The sequence below is a fragment of the Rhodosalinus sediminis genome (assembly GCF_003385555.1).
Classification (GTDB): Bacteria; Pseudomonadota; Alphaproteobacteria; order Rhodobacterales; family Rhodobacteraceae; genus Rhodosalinus; species Rhodosalinus sediminis.
In genome coordinates, this window is record NZ_QOHR01000009.1 from 25,812 (window position 1) to 40,448 (window position 14,637).

Below are 14,637 nucleotides of genomic sequence, written 5' to 3' on the forward strand. Positions count from 1 at the left end.
GCACTCCCCCCGAGGACGGACCGACGCAGACGCGCGTGCTGCGCGTGGCCCGCACCGAGGCGGCGGACCCGGAGGTGCCGCTGCCCGAGTACGCCACTGCCGGCGCGGCGGGGGCCGATCTGCGCGCCAATTTCGCGCCAGAGGCGCGGGCGGTGGGCTGCCTGCTCGCGCCGGGCGCGCGGGCGCTGGTGCCGACGGGGCTCAGGCTCGAGATTCCGGCGGGCTTCGAGGTGCAGGTGCGCCCGCGCTCCGGGCTCGCGCTGCGCCACGGGGTGACGGTCGCCAATGCGCCGGGCACGATCGACGCGGATTACCGCGGGCCGCTCGGCGTGATCCTCGTGAACCTCGGCGCGGCGCCGGTGCGCCTGCGCCACGGGGAGCGCATCGCGCAGATGGTGCTCGCCCCGGTGACGCGCGCGCGCTTCGAGGCGGTCGAGGCGCTTTCGGACACGCCGCGCGGCGCGGGCGGCTTCGGATCGACGGGGCGCGGCTGATGGTTCTCGTTCTCGGACTGGCGGCGCTGATCTGGTTCGGCGGCGGGCGCCTCGGCCAGCCGCGGCAGGCGCGGGCGCTGGTGCTCGGCCTGCTCTACGTCGCCGTGCTGATGGTGCAGGTGGCGCTGCCCGCCGGGCACCCGCTGCGCGAGGCCACCGGCGGCTCGCCGGCGGTCTGGCTGCTCCTCGGGGGCTTCGGGGCGCTGGCGGCGGCCTATGGCCTCGGCGTGCGCCGCCTGAAGAGCCGGGCCGAGGCGAAGGAGGCCGCCGAGGCGCCCGCGCCGCGGCCCGAGGTGATGAGCGAGGCGGAGCTCGACCGCTACGCCCGCCACATCGTCCTGCGCGAGTTGGGCGGGCCGGGGCAGAGCGCGCTGCGCCGCGCCCGGGTGCTCGTGGTCGGCGCGGGCGGCCTCGGCGCGCCGGCGCTGCAGTACCTCGCGGCGGCGGGCGTGGGCACGGTGGGCGTGATCGACGACGACACGGTCGAGAACGCCAACCTGCACCGGCAGGTCGTCCACCGCGACGCCGACATCGGGATGCCCAAGGTCTTTTCGGCGCAGGCGGCGATGGAAGCGCAGAACCCGCATGTGACCGTGCGCCCCTACAACCGCCGCCTGACCGACGAGATCGCCGAGACGCTCTTCGCCGACTACGACGTGATCCTCGACGGGTCGGACAATTTCGACACGCGCGAGCGCGTCAATCGCGCGGCGGTCGCGGCGGGCAAGCCCCTCGTCTGGGGCGCGATCACGCAATGGGAAGGCCAGCTCGCCGTCTTCGATCCCGGCGCGGGCGGGCCGTGCTACGCCTGCCTCTTCCCGGAGCGGCCGGCGCCGGGCCTCGCGCCGTCGTGCGCCGAGGCGGGCGTGGTCGGCCCGCTGCCCGGGGTCGTGGGCGCGATGATGGCCGTCGAGGCGATGAAGGTCGTCACCGGCGCGGGCGCGCCGCTGACCGGGCGGCTCATGCTCTACGACGCGCTTTACGCCGATGCGCGGGTGATCGCCGTCGCCCGGCGGCCCGGCTGCCCGGTCTGCGGCGGCGCCGCACCGGAGACGTGAGCGCCCAAGCGGTTTGAAAACCGCTTGGCGCAAGGCGCTTGCAAGCGCCTTGCGCCCCGCCCCGACGTCGCGGCGCCGCGCGGCATCTTGACAGGGCAGGGGGCTTTGCGTATCTCCACGCGCGTTAGCACTCGGGGTGAGTGAGTGCTAATACCCCGGGAGCGAGGGGTCATTTTCAACCTTTGAGCAAGGAGCCTCAAGGATGGCATTCAAACCGCTTCATGACCGTGTGCTGGTCCGCCGCGTCGAGAGCGACGACAAGACCGCCGGCGGCGTGATCATCCCCGACAGCGCCAAGGAAAAGCCCCAGGAGGGCGTGGTGGTCGCGGTCGGCGCCGGCGCACGCGACGACGACGGCGACCGGATCGCGCCGGACGTCAAGGAGGGCGATCACGTCCTCTTCGGCAAGTGGTCGGGCACCGAGGTGACGATCGACGGCGAAGACCTGCTGATCATGAAAGAGACCGACATCCTCGGCGTTCTCTGAGGCCGTTCGGCGCAGTCGGTCCCGGACCGCACCCACGCCAAACCCCTTCGGATCACCCTGACATCAGGAGTTAACACATGTCTGCAAAGGACGTGAAATTCGAGACGCCCGCCCGCGACAAGATGCTCAAGGGCGTCAACACCCTCGCCGACGCGGTGAAGGTGACCCTCGGCCCCAAGGGCCGCAACGTGGTGCTGGAGAAGTCCTTCGGCGCGCCGCGCATCACCAAGGACGGCGTCACCGTCGCCAAGGAGATCGAACTCGAGGACAAGTTCGAGAACATGGGCGCGCAGATGGTGAAGGAAGTCGCCTCGCGCACCAACGACGAGGCGGGTGACGGCACCACCACCGCGACCGTGCTCGCGCAGGGCATCGTCAAGGAAGGCATGAAGGCGGTCGCCGCCGGCATGAACCCGATGGACCTCAAGCGCGGCATCGACGCGGCCTGCGACAAGGTCGTCGAGCACATCAAGTCGGCCGCGCGCCCGGTCGAGGGCTCCGACGAGGTCGCGCAGGTGGGCACTATCTCGGCCAACGGCGAGAGCGACATCGGCCAGATGATCGCCGACGCCATGCAGAAGGTCGGCAACGAGGGCGTCATCACCGTCGAGGAGAACCGCGGCACCGAGACCGACGTCGAGGTCGTCGAGGGCATGCAGTTCGACCGCGGCTACCTGTCGCCCTACTTCGTGACCGACTCCGAGAAGATGGTCGCCGACCTCGAGGACTGCCTGATCCTTCTCCACGAGAAGAAGCTCTCCTCGCTGCAGCCGCTGGTGCCGCTCCTCGAGCAGGTCATCCAGAGCCAGAAGCCGCTCCTGATCGTCGCCGAGGACGTCGAGGGCGAGGCGCTCGCGACCCTCGTGGTCAACAAGCTGCGCGGCGGCCTCAAGATCGCGGCCGTGAAGGCGCCGGGCTTCGGCGATCGCCGCAAGGCCATGCTGCAGGACATCGCGATCCTGACCGGCGGGCAGGTGATCTCGGAAGACCTCGGCATGAAGCTCGAGAACGTCACGATGGACATGCTCGGCTCGGCCAAGAAGGTGAACATCACCAAGGACGAGACCACCATCGTCGACGGCAACGGCGACAAGGGCGAGATCGAGGCCCGCGTCAGCCAGATCCGTCAGCAGATCGAGGACACCACCAGCGACTATGACCGCGAGAAGCTCCAGGAGCGCGTGGCCAAGCTCGCCGGCGGCGTCGCGGTGATCCGCGTCGGCGGCATGACCGAGGTCGAGGTCAAGGAGCGCAAGGACCGCGTGGACGACGCGCTGAACGCGACCCGCGCCGCGGTGCAGGAAGGCATCGTCGTCGGCGGCGGCGTGGCGCTCGTGCAGGGCGCGAAGGCGCTCGACGGCTTCACCGGCGCCAACGCCGACCAGAACGCCGGCATCACGATCGTGCGCCGCGCGCTCGAGGCGCCGCTGCGCCAGATCGCCGAGAACGCGGGCGTCGACGGCGCGGTCGTCGCGGGCAAGATCCGCGAGTCGGACGACCTCAAGTTCGGCTACAACGCCCAGGCCGACGAATACGGCGACATGTTCAAGTTCGGCGTGATCGACCCGGCCAAGGTGGTGCGCACCGCGCTCGAGGACGCGGCCTCCGTCGCGGGCCTGCTGATCACGACCGAGGCGATGATCGCCGACAAGCCCGAGAAGGAAGGCGCCGGCGGCGGTGCCGGCGGCGGCATGCCCGACATGGGCGGCATGGGCGGCATGATGTAAGCCACGCCCGAGCCCGAAAGCTCAGCGGGGGTCGCAGCGATGCGGCCCCCGTTTTTCGTGCGCGGTTGATCGCGGGCAAGGTGCGCGCCGCCCCTCCGCGCTATCGCGCCGGCGTGTCGGGCAGAGGGAGCGAGCGACATGATTCGTGCATTGACCGTCCTCCTCGCCGTCGCGCTGGCCGGGGCCGCCGGCGCGCAGGGCGAGGACATCTCCGAGACGCGCATCGGCGCCGACCGCTACATCGCCGGGCAGACCCTGCGCCCCGCGGGCGAGGGCACCGACGACCTCTTCGCCGCCGGGGAGCGGATCGAGAGCGGCGCGGCGCTGGGCGGCGACGCGGTGCTCGCGGGGCGATGGGTCACCGTTGCGGCGCCCGTCGCGGGCGACGTCTACGCCGCCGGCTACGAGATCGCGCTGGAGGCGCCGGTCTCGGGCGACGCGACGCTCTTCGCCTACCGCATCGAGACCGGCGAGATCGGCGGCGACCTGCGCGCCTCCGGCTCGGAGGTGGAGATCGGCGGCCCCGTCGCCGGACACGCCGCCGTCGCCGCCGAGCACGTCCGCATCGACGCGCCGATCGAGGGTGAGCTGCATCTCGCCGCGCGCTCGGTGGATTTCGGCGCGGCGGCCGCGATCGGCGGGCGCCTCGTCCTCTACGAGGCGGAGGCGGGCGCGACCGAGATTCCCGAGGGCCTCGTCCCCGAGGAGCGCATCACCCGCCGCGAGATGGAGGAATGGAAGGGCTTCGAGGAGCTGCAGCCCGTGGACGCGGGCCGCGTGCTCGCCGGGTTCATCGGCGGGGTGCTCGTGCTCACCGCGCTCGCCACGCTGGTCGCGGCGCTCATCCCCGAGGCGCTCGCCGCCATGCGCCGCCGCCTGCTCGACGCGCCCTTCGGCACGCTCTGGGTGGGCTTCCTGACGCAGTCCGTGATCGTCGGCGCGATGGTCGTCGTCGCGCTGACGCTGATCGGCATCGTCGCAATCCCGGCCTTCGTGCTGCTCGCCATGATCGCGGCGGTCTCGGGCTACGTCGTGGGGGTCTATGCCTTCGGCGTCGGCCTCTTCTCCGCTGCCGGGCGGTCGGAGCCAGCGACCATCGGCGAGAAGGCGCTGCGCGCAGGCGTCGGCGCGCTGGTCGCGGGGGCGATCGCGGCGATCCCCTTCCTCGGCTGGCTCTTCGTGCTGGCGCTCTCGCTCGCCGGGCTGGGCGCCATCGCGGAGCGGCTGGTCCGCCCGCGCTTCCTCGGCCGGGCGGGCTGACGCGCCCCCTTCTGCGCCGGGGCCGGACGGGCTATGTGCCCCCCATGCTGCGGCGCCTCGCCCTCGTCTGTCTCCTGCTTCTGCCCGCGCTTCCCGCGCGGGCGGACTGCGTCGTGCTGCTGCATGGGCTCGCGCGGACGGAGGACTCCTTCCTGCTGATGGAGCGGGTGCTCGCGGCTGCGGGCCACCGCGTCGTCGCGCCCGGCTACGCCTCCACCGCCGCGCCGGTCGAGGACCTTGTTGGCGACGTGCTGCCGCGCGCGCTCGCCCGCTGCGGGGAGGCGCGGCCGCATTTCGTCACCCATTCGATGGGCGGCATCCTGCTGCGCGTCTGGGCGGAGCGCCATCCGCTGCCCGCGGGGAGCCGCGCGGTGATGCTCGCGCCCCCGAACCAGGGCAGCCCGCTCGTGGACGAGCTCGGCGGCTGGGAGCTCTTCCGGTGGCTCCACGGCCCGGCGGGCGTGCAGCTCGGCACCGACGACCTGCCCGCGCGGCTGCCGCCCGTGCGCTTCGCGCTCGGCGTGATCGCGGGGGACCGCTCGCTCAACCCGGTGTTCTCGGCGATGATCCCGGGGCCGGACGACGGCAAGGTGGGCGTCGCCGCCACGCGGGTCGCCGGGATGGACGACCATATCGTGCTGCCGGTCACGCATACCTTCATGATGAACAATCCTCTGGTGATCGCGCAGGTGCTGACCTTTCTCGAGACGGGCCGCTTCGCGCCGGAGATGAGCTTTGCGGACGCGCTGCGCCGGCTGCCGGGGCTCGCCCCGTGAGGGCGCTGCACCTGACCGGCGCGGAGGTGCTGCGCGAGGGCCGCCTCGCGCCGGGCGGGATCGCGGTGGCTGGCGGCCGGCTGATCGACACCCCGCCCGCGGACGCGCGGCGCGTCGATCTCACCGGGTACCGGGTGCTGCCGGGGATCGTGGACGCCCACGGCGACGGCTTCGAGCGCCACCTCGCGCCGCGCCGCGGTGCGCTCGCCGACCTCGGCGCGGGGCTCGCAGCGGCGGAGGCCGAGCTCGCCGCGAACGGGATCACCACCGCGGTGCTCGCGCAGTTCTGGAGCTGGGAAGGCGGCATGCGCAGCCCCGACTTCGCGCGCCGCGTGCTCGCCGCGCTCGACGCCTTCGACGCGGGCGGCACCGACCTGCGCGCGCAGCTCCGGCTCGAGACGCATATGCTGGACGATTACGCCGCCGTCGAAGAGGCGGTCGCGGCGCATGGCGTGGGCTACCTCGTCTTCAACGACCACCTGCCGCACGCCCGCCTCGCCGAGGGGCGCAAGCCCCCGCGCCTCACCGGGCAGGCGCTGAAGTCCGGCCGCAGCCCGGAGGCGCATCTGGCGCTCATGCAGCGTCTCTCCGCCCGCGGGCCGGAGGTGCCCGCCGCGCTCGACGCGCTCGCCGCGCGGCTCGGCGCGCGGGGCGTGACGCTCGGCAGCCACGACGACCGCACCGCCGGGGACCGCGCCGCCTGGCGCGCGCGGGGCGTCACCGTCGCGGAGTTCCCCGAGACGCGGGCGGCGGCCGAGGCGGCGGCGGCCGCGGGCGACCCGGTGGTGATGGGCGCGCCCAACGTGGTGCGCGGCGGCTCCCACGACGGCAAGGTCGCGGCGGAGGCGCTGGTGGCCGAGGGGCTGGTGACGGCGCTCGCCTCCGACTACCACTTCCCGGCGCTGCGGCAGGCGGCGCTCCGCCTCGCGCCGCGGATCGGGCTCGCGCGGGCCTGGGCGGCGATCTCGGAGCGGCCGGCGTCGATGCTGGGCCTCGACGATCGCGGGCGGCTCGCGCCGGGGCTCCGGGCGGATTTCGTCGTCACGGACGCGGCGGGGCGGATCGGCGCGACCTTCGCCGCCGGAATACCGCGCTACATGGCCGGTCCGGTGGCGGCGCGGTTCCTCGCCTGATGGGCGCGCCCCGGTCGCGCTCGGGCGCGCCCGGGCGGGCGCTCCTCGCGAGATGGCCCGTCAGGGCCGCCGAGCGGGGCCGGTCACACGGTTGACGTGGCCCATCTTGCGCCCCGGGCGGGCCTCCCCCTTGCCGTAGAGGTGAAGCGCGGCGTCGGGCTGACGCGCGAGTTCGGGGACGCGGTCCACGTCGTCGCCGATCAGGTTCTCCATCACCACGTCGGAGTGGCGCGAGCCGTCGCCGAGCGGCCAGCCGGCGATGGCGCGGATGTGCTGCTCGAACTGGTCGACGGCGCAGCCCGCCTGCGTCCAGTGGCCGGAGTTGTGCACCCGCGGCGCGAATTCGTTGACGAGCAGCCCCTCGGGCGTGACGAAGAGCTCCACGCCGAGGACGCCCACGTAGCGCAGCCGCTCGAGGATGCGCCCCGCGAGGAGCGCGGCGTCGGTGCGCTGCGCCGCCGAGAGCCGCGCGGGCACCGTGGTCGTGCGCAGGATGCCGTCGCGGTGCACGTTCTCGCCGGGGTCGTAGGCGACCGTCTCGCCCGTGAGCCCCCGCGCCGCGATGACCGAGACCTCGTGCGAGAAGTCCACCCGCCGCTCGAGGATCGCGGGCGCGCCCTGCATCGCGGCGAGCGCCGCCTCGGCGTCCTCGGGCCGGTCGATGCGCGCCTGTCCCTTGCCGTCGTAGCCGAGCCGCCGCGTCTTGAGGATCGCGGGCAGGCCCACTTCGGCGATCGCCTCGGCGAGGTCGGGCGCGTCGTCCACCGCGGCGAAATCGGCGGTGGCGAGGCCGAGGTCGCGCAGAAACGCCTTCTCCACCAGCCGGTCCTGGCTGACGGCGAGGGCGCGGCGCGAGGGATGCACGGGCGCCTCCGCCTCCACCGCGTCGAGCGCGGCCTCGGGGACGTTCTCGAACTCATAGCTGACGACGGCGCAGCCGGCCGCGAACTCCGCGAGCGCGGGCGCGTCGTCCCAGCCGGCGGTGGTCACCGTGTGCGCCAGATCGCCGGCCGGCGGCGCCGGCGCCGGGTCGTAGACGTGGGTGCGATAGCCCAGCCGCCCGGCCGCGACCGACAGCATCCGCCCGAGCTGTCCGCCGCCCAGGATGCCGATGACCGAGCCCTGCGGCAGCGGGTCATTCATCCTGCGGCTCCTCGGGGATCGCGGCGGAGAGATCGGCGCGCCAGCGCTCGAGCCGCGCGGCGAGGTCGGGATCGGAGAGCGCGAGGATCTCGGCGGCCATGAGCCCCGCGTTCACCGCGCCGGCCGCGCCGATCGCCATGGTCGCCACCGGAAAGCCGCGCGGCATCTGCACGATGGAATAAAGGCTGTCCACGCCCTTGAGCGCGCGGGTCTCCACCGGCACGCCGATCACCGGCAGCCGCGTCTTGGAGGCCATCATGCCCGGCAGATGCGCCGCCCCGCCCGCGCCCGCGATGATGACCTGAAGCCCGCGCCCGGCGGCCTCCTGTCCGTAGCGCCAGAGCCGGTCGGGCGTGCGGTGCGCCGAGACGATGCGCGCCTCGTGCGCGATCTCCAGCGCGTCGAGCGTCTCGGCCGCGCCGCGCAGGGTGGGCCAGTCCGACTGACTGCCCATGATGATGCCGACCGATGGCTGCCCCATGCGCTCCTCCGCGTGTCTCGGCCTGCCCTACAGGATCGAGCGCGGCGGGCGCAACGCCCCGCGTCCGGGCGATCCCGCGCTCAGGCGATGATATCGGGATAGAGCAGGTCCTCGATATGCGCGATGCGGTCCTTGAGCTGCAGCTTCTTCTTCTTGAGCCGCTGCATGGTGAGCCGGTCGGCGGTGCCGCGGGCCTGCAGCGCCGCGATCGCCTCGTCGAGGTCGCGGTGCTCGGCCCGGTAGACCTCGAGCTCGTGGCGGAGCACCTCCTCGGATTTCATCGAGAGATCGAGCGGGATGTTCATCGCGCGCCTTCCTGTGGAACGCGCGCAGTTTAGCGCAGGCGGCCCGCCCGGCAAAGACCTTGCGCGGGGGGCGGGGCCTGCCCATATTTCGCCTGCGCCCGGTCGCCGCGACGGGGCCGGCGCAATAGACGGTCGCTTTGCAAAAGGGCATGTCGATGAGCAAGATGGGTCTGGGGGCCTACCCCCACATGCTGGGCTTCGATCAGTTGGAACGGCTGCTCGAACGCACGGCGAAATCCGGCAACGACGGGTATCCCCCCTACAACATCGAGCAGACGTCGGACTGTTCGTGGCGCATCACGCTGGCGGTGGCCGGCTTCTCGGAGCGCGATCTCTCGATCACCATCGAGGACCGCCAGCTCGTCGTGCGCGGCCGTCAGGCTGAAGAGGACGAGGCCGAGCGCGTCTTCCTGCACCGCGGCATCGCGGCGCGCCAGTTTCAGCGCAGCTTCGTGCTCGCCGACGGCGTGGAGGTGGGCGAGGCGCTGATGGAGAACGGCCTTCTGCACATAGACCTCGCGCGGGAGCGGCCCGAGAGCGTCGTGCAGACGATCAGCATCAGGAAAGGGGGAGCGCAATGAACACCCAATTCGATTTCGGCGACGCGGGCGAGCAGCGGATCGTCTACGTCCGCCCCGTGAAGGTCGCGGAGCTGCCCGACGACATCCGCGAGCAGGCCGAGGGCATCGACACGCTCTACGCCGTGCACAGCGCCGAAGGCGAGCGCCTCGCGCTGGTGCGCGACCGCAACCTCGCCTTCGTGCTGGCGCGGCAGAACGACCTCGCGCCGGTCACGGTGCACTGACCGCGAGCCGTCGCGTTCAGCGCGGCGGCCAGACCCCGTATCGGCGGTGAACCGCCGCGGCGGCGGCGAAATTGGCTTCCGCCCGGGTGCGCCCGCCGATGCGGCTCCTTTGCAGTTCCGGCCCCGGCAGATCGCGCGGCGTGCAGGCCGCGCGCGCCGCCGGACGCAGGTGGATCGGCCAGCCCCCGGCGGCGAACACGCCCGAGAGCCAGACGTCGTCCACCGCCCAGGCCTCGGGCGGGATGTCCGCCGCCCGGGGCGGCAGCATGTCGGGGCGGATGGCGACGCCGGCGAAACCCATGGCGACGTCCGTCTCGCCGCCCGGCGGGCGTGTCGCGCGGCGCCGCAGCGCCTCGACCGGAAAGCACGCGCCGGCGCGCACCGCCGCGTCCGGCCCCTCCGTCAAAGCGGAAAGCCAGCCGGGGCCGTAGATCCAGTCGTCGTCGCAGTAGACGAGCGCCGCCTCCGTCCCGGCGAGCGCCCGCGCGGGCGCGATCGCCTTGGTCGCGGGGCCGAGGTCCGCGTCGGACCAGAGAACCTCCAGCCCGTCGGGCAGGGCAGGGGCCTCGACCGGCCCCGGAAACCGCTCATAGCGCCGCGGCAGGCAGAGAAGCACCCGGTCGGGCGCGGGCCGCTGCGCAAGGATCGAGGCGAGCGTCGGCCCCAGATGCCCCAGCCGCGGCGGGATCGAGGTCAGCGCGACGACGCGCAAGACCGTCAGTCCGATCCACGGTTGAGGAACAGGCCATCGGAGGGAGCGGAGGCGCCCTCGCCGATCGCCTCGAAGAGCGCGGGGACCACGTCGCCGCGCGCGGCGACCTCCGCGTCGTAGTCGATGACCCGAAGATCTCCGACCGCGGACCAGAATTCGCGGATCGCCTCCGTGTCGTAGTACCAGTCTCCACGAATGTCGTCGCGGCCCTGACCGGGAGATCCGCGAAACTTCGGCTCGAAGCGGTCGAGATGCGCCGTCCAGCTGCGCCGCCAGCCGGCCGGCTCCCTCAGGCAAAGCAGCGGCACGATCTCGATGTCGGGCCGCTCGAACAGGCGCCTCACACGGGCGCGTTCCGCGTCGTCGCGCGCGAAACAGAAGGCTTCCGCGCTCACGACGAAACGCGCCGCGTCGTCGTCTGCGAGAAATCTGTGCATACGCGCCATGGCGCGGGCACGCACGAAAACGCCGCCGCGTCCGACGACCCCGGCGCGTCGCGACGGCGTGCGCAGGCTGGGGCGAAGCACGGAATGCGCCGTGGGTACGGCGTTGACGACCCGCTGACCGCGCAAGTCATCCATGTAAACGTGCGTGCCGCGCGCGCGCAGGCGGTAATAACGCTCTGCCAACGCCGACTGGAACGAGGTCGTTCCCGTCTTGTGCGTGCCGATGTGCACGAAGAGCGTGCGTCGCGTCATATCACCCTCGGACCCGCAGGGCGCGTGTCGTCGTGGCGACGCGCATGGCCTCACCCGGCGATCAGCCCCATGCTCTCGAGCTTCAGAAGCACCTGGTGGGCGCAGTTGTCCACGTCCTGCCCCTCGGTATCGACGCGCAACTCCGGGGTCTCCGGCACGTCGTACGGGTCCGAGATGCCGGTGAACTCCTTGATCTTGCCCTCGCGCGCCATCTTGTAGAGCCCCTTGCGGTCGCGGCGCTCGCATTCCTCGAGGCTGGTGGCGACGTGCACCTCGACGAAGGCGCCGTATTGCTCGATCATCTCGCGCACGGTGCGGCGCGTCGCGGCGTAGGGCGCGATGGGCGCGCAGATGGCGATGCCGCCGTTCTTGGTGATCTCGGAGGCGACGAAGCCGATCCGCTGGATGTTGAGATCGCGGTGCTCCTTCGAGAAGCCGAGCTCGGAAGACAGGTGTTTGCGCACCACGTCCCCGTCGAGGAGCGTCACCGGCCGGTCGCCCATCTCCATCAGCTTGATCAGCAGCGCGTTGGCGATGGTGGACTTGCCCGAGCCCGAGAGCCCGGTGAAGAAGACGGTGAAGCCCTGCTGCGCGCGCGGCGGATAGCGCCGGCGCAGCTCGGCCACCACCTCGGGGAAGGAGAACCACTCCGGCACCTCGAGCCCCTCGCGCAGGCGCCGGCGGAGTTCCGTGCCCGAGATGTTGAGGACGGTCGCGCCCTCCTCGATCTCGTCGGCGGCCTCGTATTGCGCGCGCTCCTGCACGTAGACCATGTGTTTGAAATCGACCATCTCGATGCCGATCTCGTCCTGATGCGCGCGGAAGAGCTCCTGCGCGTCGTAGGGGCCGTAGAAATCCTCGCCCGCGCTGTTTTTGCCCGGGCCGGCGTGGTCGCGGCCGACGATGAAATGGGTGCAGCCGTGGTTGCGCCGGATGATCCCGTGCCAGAGCGCCTCGCGCGGGCCGGCCATGCGCATCGCGAGGTTCAGCAGCGACATGGTCGTCGTCGCGGCCGGGTATTTGTCCATCACCGCCTGATAGCAGCGCACGCGCGTGAAGTGATCCACGTCGCCGGGCTTCGTCATGCCGACGACCGGGTGGATCAGCAGGTTCGCCTGCGCCTCGCGCGCGGCGCGGAAGGTCAGTTCCTGGTGCGCGCGGTGGAGCGGGTTGCGCGTCTGGAAGGCGACGACGCGGCGCCAGCCGAGCTTGCGGAAGCGCGCGCGCAGCTCGTTCGGCGTGTCGCGCCGCGCCTTGAAGTCGTAGTGCACCGGCGGCTGGATGCCGACCACCGGCCCGCCGAGATAGACGCGGCCGGCCGTGGTGTGCAGGTAGTGCACCGCCGGATGCGCGGAATCGTCGGCGCCGAAGACCTTCTCCGCCTCGCGCGCCTTGTCCGGCACCCATTTGTCGGTGACCGTCATCGTGGCGAGGATCACGCCCTCCTGGTCGCGGAGCGCGATGTCCTGTCCGGGTTCGATCCGCTCCGCGAACGCCTCGGAGACGTCGAGCGTCACCGGCATCGGCCAGAGCGTGCCGTCGGCGAGGCGCATGCTCTCGACGACCGAGTCGTAGTCCGCCTCCGACAGGAACCCTTTCAGCGGGTGAAAGCCCCCGTTCATCAGAAGCTCGAGGTCGCAGGTCTGGCGCGGGGTCAGGTCCCAGCTGACGAGGTCCGCGGCCTCGGCCTTCAGCTTCTGGGCGCTTTCGGAAGAGACGTAGAGTTCGGGAAGGGGGGCGAGGTTTTCGGTCATGGCATTGCTTTCGGGAGTCGGCGCGCCGCCGGTCACGACGGATCGCGCGCTGTCTCGCGCGGGCCGGCCCCGGATGCAACCATCGATAGTTACCATCGACAGTCACGGTGTGGCCGGCCGGTCACGGCCGGCCGGCGCGCGTCACTCGGCGGCTTCCGCTCCCTCGGCGACGCCGAGCTCGGCGAGGAATTTCTCCGCGTCCAATGCTGCCATACAGCCCATCCCGGCGCTCGTCACCGCCTGGCGATAGACGTGGTCGGTGATGTCGCCGGCGGCGAAGACGCCCGGCACCGAGGTGCGCGTGGTGCCCGGCTCGACCTTGACGTAGCCGCCGTGGTGCGTCTCCAGCCGGTCCTTGACGAGTTCGTTGGCCGGCGCGTGGCCGATGGCGATGAAGACGCCCTTGCAGGCGATCTCGCTCACCGCGCCGGTGCGTACGTCGCGCACGCGCACGCCCTCGACGCCGAGCGGGTCCTCGGTGCCCACCACCTCGTCGAGGGTGTGGAACCAGAGGGTCTCGACCTTCGGGTTGTTGAAGAGGCGGTCCTGCAGCACCTTTTCCGCGCGCAGCTCGTCGCGGCGGTGGATGAGCGTCACCTTGGAGGCGAAGTTCGTCAGGAAAAGCGCCTCCTCGACGGCGGTGTTGCCGCCGCCGACCACGACGATCTCCTGCCCGCGGTAGAAGAAGCCGTCGCAGGTCGCGCAGGCCGAGACGCCGAAGCCCTTGAACTTCTCCTCCGAGGGCAGGCCGAGCCACTTCGCCCGCGCGCCGGTGGCGAGGATCACGGCGTCGGCGGTGTAGGTGGTGCCGCTGTCGCCCCGGGCGGTGAAGGGCCGCTCCCCGAGGTCGAGGTCGGTGATGATGTCGCTCTCGATCGCGCAGCCCACGGCGCGCGCGTGCGCCTCCATCCGGACCATCAGGTCGGGGCCCTGCACCTCGGTGTCGCCGGGCCAGTTCTCGACCTCGGTGGTGGTGGTGAGCTGCCCGCCGGGTTCGATCCCCTGCACGAGCAGCGGCTCGAGCATGGCGCGCGCGGCGTAGACGCCGGCGGTGTAGCCCGCCGGGCCGGAGCCGATGATCAGAAGCCTTGTGTGCCGTGTCTCGCCCATGACGCCCTCCGCGATATTCCGTGCCGAGCATATATGCGAAGCGCCCCGCCGGAGAAAGGCCCGCGCCCGCGGACGCGGCATTGCGGCGCGGGCCGGAGCGGGCGTGCCTTAAGAAAGTTGCGCGCACGTGAAACTTTATTGCGCGTGCCGCGCTCGTTGCTATAAGACCCGCAATCCCACAGGAGGGCAGGATGCCGTCGTCGCGCCTCGATCCGATCGACCGGAAGATTCTCGCCGAGCTTCAGGCCGACGGTCGCATGACCAACGTCGAACTGGCGCGCCGCGTCGGCATCTCGGCGCCGCCCTGCCTGCGCCGCGTGCGCACCCTCGAGGAGCAGGGCTACATCAAGGGCTACCACGCCCGCGTCGACGCGCACGAGCTCGGCTTCGAGGTGCAGGTCTTCGTCATGGTCGGCCTCGTCAGCCAGGCGGAGGCCGATCTGGTCGCCTTCGAGGAGCGCTGCCGCGCCTGGCCCCTCGTGCGCGAGTGCCACATGCTCAACGGCGAGGTGGATTTCATCCTCAAGTGCGTCGCGCCCGACCTCTCGACCTTCCAGAGCTTCCTGACCTCGGACCTGACCGCGGCGGAGAACGTGGCGAGCGTCAAGACCTCGCTGGTGATCCGCGGCGCCAAGCATGAGCCGGGCGTGCCCTTCGAGGTGCTCGAGGAGCGGCTCGGCCGCTCGGCCTGAGC

The 14,637-nt window shown here is 72.0% G+C and carries 17 protein-coding genes; 10 read left to right on the forward strand and 7 right to left on the reverse strand.

Annotation, left to right across the window (positions count from 1 at the left end; translation table 11 throughout):
* Positions 1–35: 35 nt before the first annotated feature.
* The 7 genes from dut to DRV84_RS15975 all read left to right on the forward strand — a co-directional run bounded on the left by dut (position 36) and on the right by DRV84_RS15975 (position 6,935).
* Complete coding sequence (dut, locus tag DRV84_RS08575) at positions 36–494, forward strand: dUTP diphosphatase (RefSeq protein ID WP_239995035.1); 459 nt, start codon at positions 36–38, stop codon at positions 492–494.
* Entirely contained in the window at positions 494–1,552 is a 1,059-nt protein-coding gene (locus tag DRV84_RS08580) for a HesA/MoeB/ThiF family protein (RefSeq protein ID WP_115979475.1), read from the forward strand. The genes dut and DRV84_RS08580 overlap by 1 nt, the downstream gene beginning before the upstream one ends.
* Positions 1,553–1,754: 202 nt before the next feature.
* Complete coding sequence (gene groES / locus DRV84_RS08585) at positions 1,755–2,039, forward strand: co-chaperone GroES (protein WP_115979476.1); 285 nt, start codon at positions 1,755–1,757, stop codon at positions 2,037–2,039.
* Between the two features lie 77 nt (positions 2,040–2,116).
* Entirely contained in the window at positions 2,117–3,766 is a 1,650-nt protein-coding gene (gene groL / locus DRV84_RS08590; RefSeq protein WP_115979477.1) for a chaperonin GroEL, read from the forward strand.
* A 138-nt stretch (positions 3,767–3,904) separates the two neighbouring features.
* Complete coding sequence (locus DRV84_RS15965; protein ID WP_158547779.1) at positions 3,905–5,026, forward strand: DUF8173 domain-containing protein; 1,122 nt, start codon at positions 3,905–3,907, stop codon at positions 5,024–5,026.
* A gap of 44 nt (positions 5,027–5,070) precedes the next feature.
* The gene (locus DRV84_RS15970) at positions 5,071–5,802 is read left to right on the forward strand and encodes an alpha/beta fold hydrolase (RefSeq protein WP_115979478.1); all 732 of its coding nucleotides are present in this window, start codon (positions 5,071–5,073) and stop codon (positions 5,800–5,802) included.
* Complete coding sequence (locus tag DRV84_RS15975; protein ID WP_115979479.1) at positions 5,799–6,935, forward strand: alpha-D-ribose 1-methylphosphonate 5-triphosphate diphosphatase; 1,137 nt, start codon at positions 5,799–5,801, stop codon at positions 6,933–6,935. The genes DRV84_RS15970 and DRV84_RS15975 overlap by 4 nt, the downstream gene beginning before the upstream one ends.
* A gap of 60 nt (positions 6,936–6,995) precedes the next feature.
* Here DRV84_RS15975 and DRV84_RS08610 read toward each other — a convergent pair whose 3' ends face one another.
* The 3 genes from DRV84_RS08610 to DRV84_RS08620 all read right to left on the reverse strand — a co-directional run bounded on the left by DRV84_RS08610 (position 6,996) and on the right by DRV84_RS08620 (position 8,864).
* The gene (locus DRV84_RS08610) at positions 6,996–8,078 is read right to left on the reverse strand and encodes a 5-(carboxyamino)imidazole ribonucleotide synthase (protein ID WP_115979480.1); all 1,083 of its coding nucleotides are present in this window, start codon (positions 8,076–8,078) and stop codon (positions 6,996–6,998) included.
* Positions 8,071–8,559 (reverse strand): 5-(carboxyamino)imidazole ribonucleotide mutase, encoded by a 489-nt coding sequence (gene purE / locus DRV84_RS08615; protein WP_115979481.1) that lies wholly within the window; start codon positions 8,557–8,559, stop codon positions 8,071–8,073. Before purE ends, DRV84_RS08610 begins: the two co-directional genes overlap by 8 nt.
* Before the next feature lie 80 nt (positions 8,560–8,639).
* Positions 8,640–8,864, reverse strand: a complete 225-nt coding sequence (locus tag DRV84_RS08620; protein ID WP_115979482.1) for a YdcH family protein — start codon at positions 8,862–8,864, stop codon at positions 8,640–8,642.
* 155 nt (positions 8,865–9,019) lie between these two features.
* On the opposite strand from DRV84_RS08620, the gene DRV84_RS08625 reads away from it, so the two are divergent.
* Together DRV84_RS08625 and DRV84_RS08630 are read left to right on the forward strand one after the other, a co-directional pair.
* On the forward strand, positions 9,020–9,445 hold the full coding sequence (locus DRV84_RS08625) for an Hsp20 family protein (RefSeq protein ID WP_115979530.1): 426 nt from the start codon (positions 9,020–9,022) through the stop codon (positions 9,443–9,445).
* Positions 9,442–9,669, forward strand: coding sequence for a DUF1150 family protein (locus DRV84_RS08630; RefSeq protein WP_115979483.1), 228 nt, complete (start codon positions 9,442–9,444; stop codon positions 9,667–9,669). Before DRV84_RS08625 ends, DRV84_RS08630 begins: the two co-directional genes overlap by 4 nt.
* Before the next feature lie 16 nt (positions 9,670–9,685).
* Here the strand turns inward: DRV84_RS08630 and DRV84_RS08635 are convergent, their stop codons facing one another.
* The 4 genes from DRV84_RS08635 to trxB form a co-directional block, all read right to left on the reverse strand.
* Positions 9,686–10,381 (reverse strand): glycosyltransferase family 2 protein, encoded by a 696-nt coding sequence (locus DRV84_RS08635; protein ID WP_115979484.1) that lies wholly within the window; start codon positions 10,379–10,381, stop codon positions 9,686–9,688.
* 5 nt (positions 10,382–10,386) lie between these two features.
* Positions 10,387–11,079, reverse strand: a complete 693-nt coding sequence (locus DRV84_RS08640; RefSeq protein WP_115979485.1) for a hypothetical protein — start codon at positions 11,077–11,079, stop codon at positions 10,387–10,389.
* Between the two features lie 50 nt (positions 11,080–11,129).
* Positions 11,130–12,833: a bifunctional sulfate adenylyltransferase/adenylylsulfate kinase gene (locus DRV84_RS08645; RefSeq protein WP_115979486.1), complete on the reverse strand. Its 1,704-nt coding sequence runs from the start codon at positions 12,831–12,833 to the stop codon at positions 11,130–11,132.
* 141 nt (positions 12,834–12,974) lie between these two features.
* Complete coding sequence (gene trxB, locus DRV84_RS08650) at positions 12,975–13,943, reverse strand: thioredoxin-disulfide reductase (RefSeq protein WP_115979487.1); 969 nt, start codon at positions 13,941–13,943, stop codon at positions 12,975–12,977.
* A gap of 191 nt (positions 13,944–14,134) precedes the next feature.
* Here trxB and DRV84_RS08655 point away from each other — a divergent pair, with 191 nt between their 5' ends.
* Positions 14,135–14,635 (forward strand): Lrp/AsnC family transcriptional regulator, encoded by a 501-nt coding sequence (locus tag DRV84_RS08655; protein WP_115979488.1) that lies wholly within the window; start codon positions 14,135–14,137, stop codon positions 14,633–14,635.
* Positions 14,636–14,637 lie beyond the last annotated feature (2 nt).

Bases quoted from the DNA above. Each gene is read 5' to 3' on its own strand.
- DRV84_RS08580 (WP_115979475.1), top strand. From the start codon at position 494: ATGGTTCTCGTTCTCGGACTGGCGGCGCTGATCTGGTTCGGCGGCGGG.
- groES (WP_115979476.1), top strand. From the start codon at position 1,755: ATGGCATTCAAACCGCTTCATGACCGTGTGCTGGTCCGCCGCGTCGAG.
- groL (WP_115979477.1), top strand. From the start codon at position 2,117: ATGTCTGCAAAGGACGTGAAATTCGAGACGCCCGCCCGCGACAAGATG.
- DRV84_RS15965 (WP_158547779.1), top strand. From the start codon at position 3,905: ATGATTCGTGCATTGACCGTCCTCCTCGCCGTCGCGCTGGCCGGGGCC.
- DRV84_RS15970 (WP_115979478.1), top strand. From the start codon at position 5,071: ATGCTGCGGCGCCTCGCCCTCGTCTGTCTCCTGCTTCTGCCCGCGCTT.
- DRV84_RS08610 (WP_115979480.1), bottom strand. From the start codon at position 8,078: ATGAATGACCCGCTGCCGCAGGGCTCGGTCATCGGCATCCTGGGCGGC.
- purE (WP_115979481.1), bottom strand. From the start codon at position 8,559: ATGGGGCAGCCATCGGTCGGCATCATCATGGGCAGTCAGTCGGACTGG.
- DRV84_RS08620 (WP_115979482.1), bottom strand. From the start codon at position 8,864: ATGAACATCCCGCTCGATCTCTCGATGAAATCCGAGGAGGTGCTCCGC.
- DRV84_RS08625 (WP_115979530.1), top strand. From the start codon at position 9,020: ATGAGCAAGATGGGTCTGGGGGCCTACCCCCACATGCTGGGCTTCGAT.
- DRV84_RS08630 (WP_115979483.1), top strand. From the start codon at position 9,442: ATGAACACCCAATTCGATTTCGGCGACGCGGGCGAGCAGCGGATCGTC.
- DRV84_RS08640 (WP_115979485.1), bottom strand. From the start codon at position 11,079: ATGACGCGACGCACGCTCTTCGTGCACATCGGCACGCACAAGACGGGA.
- DRV84_RS08645 (WP_115979486.1), bottom strand. From the start codon at position 12,833: ATGACCGAAAACCTCGCCCCCCTTCCCGAACTCTACGTCTCTTCCGAA.
- trxB (WP_115979487.1), bottom strand. From the start codon at position 13,943: ATGGGCGAGACACGGCACACAAGGCTTCTGATCATCGGCTCCGGCCCG.
- DRV84_RS08655 (WP_115979488.1), top strand. From the start codon at position 14,135: ATGCCGTCGTCGCGCCTCGATCCGATCGACCGGAAGATTCTCGCCGAG.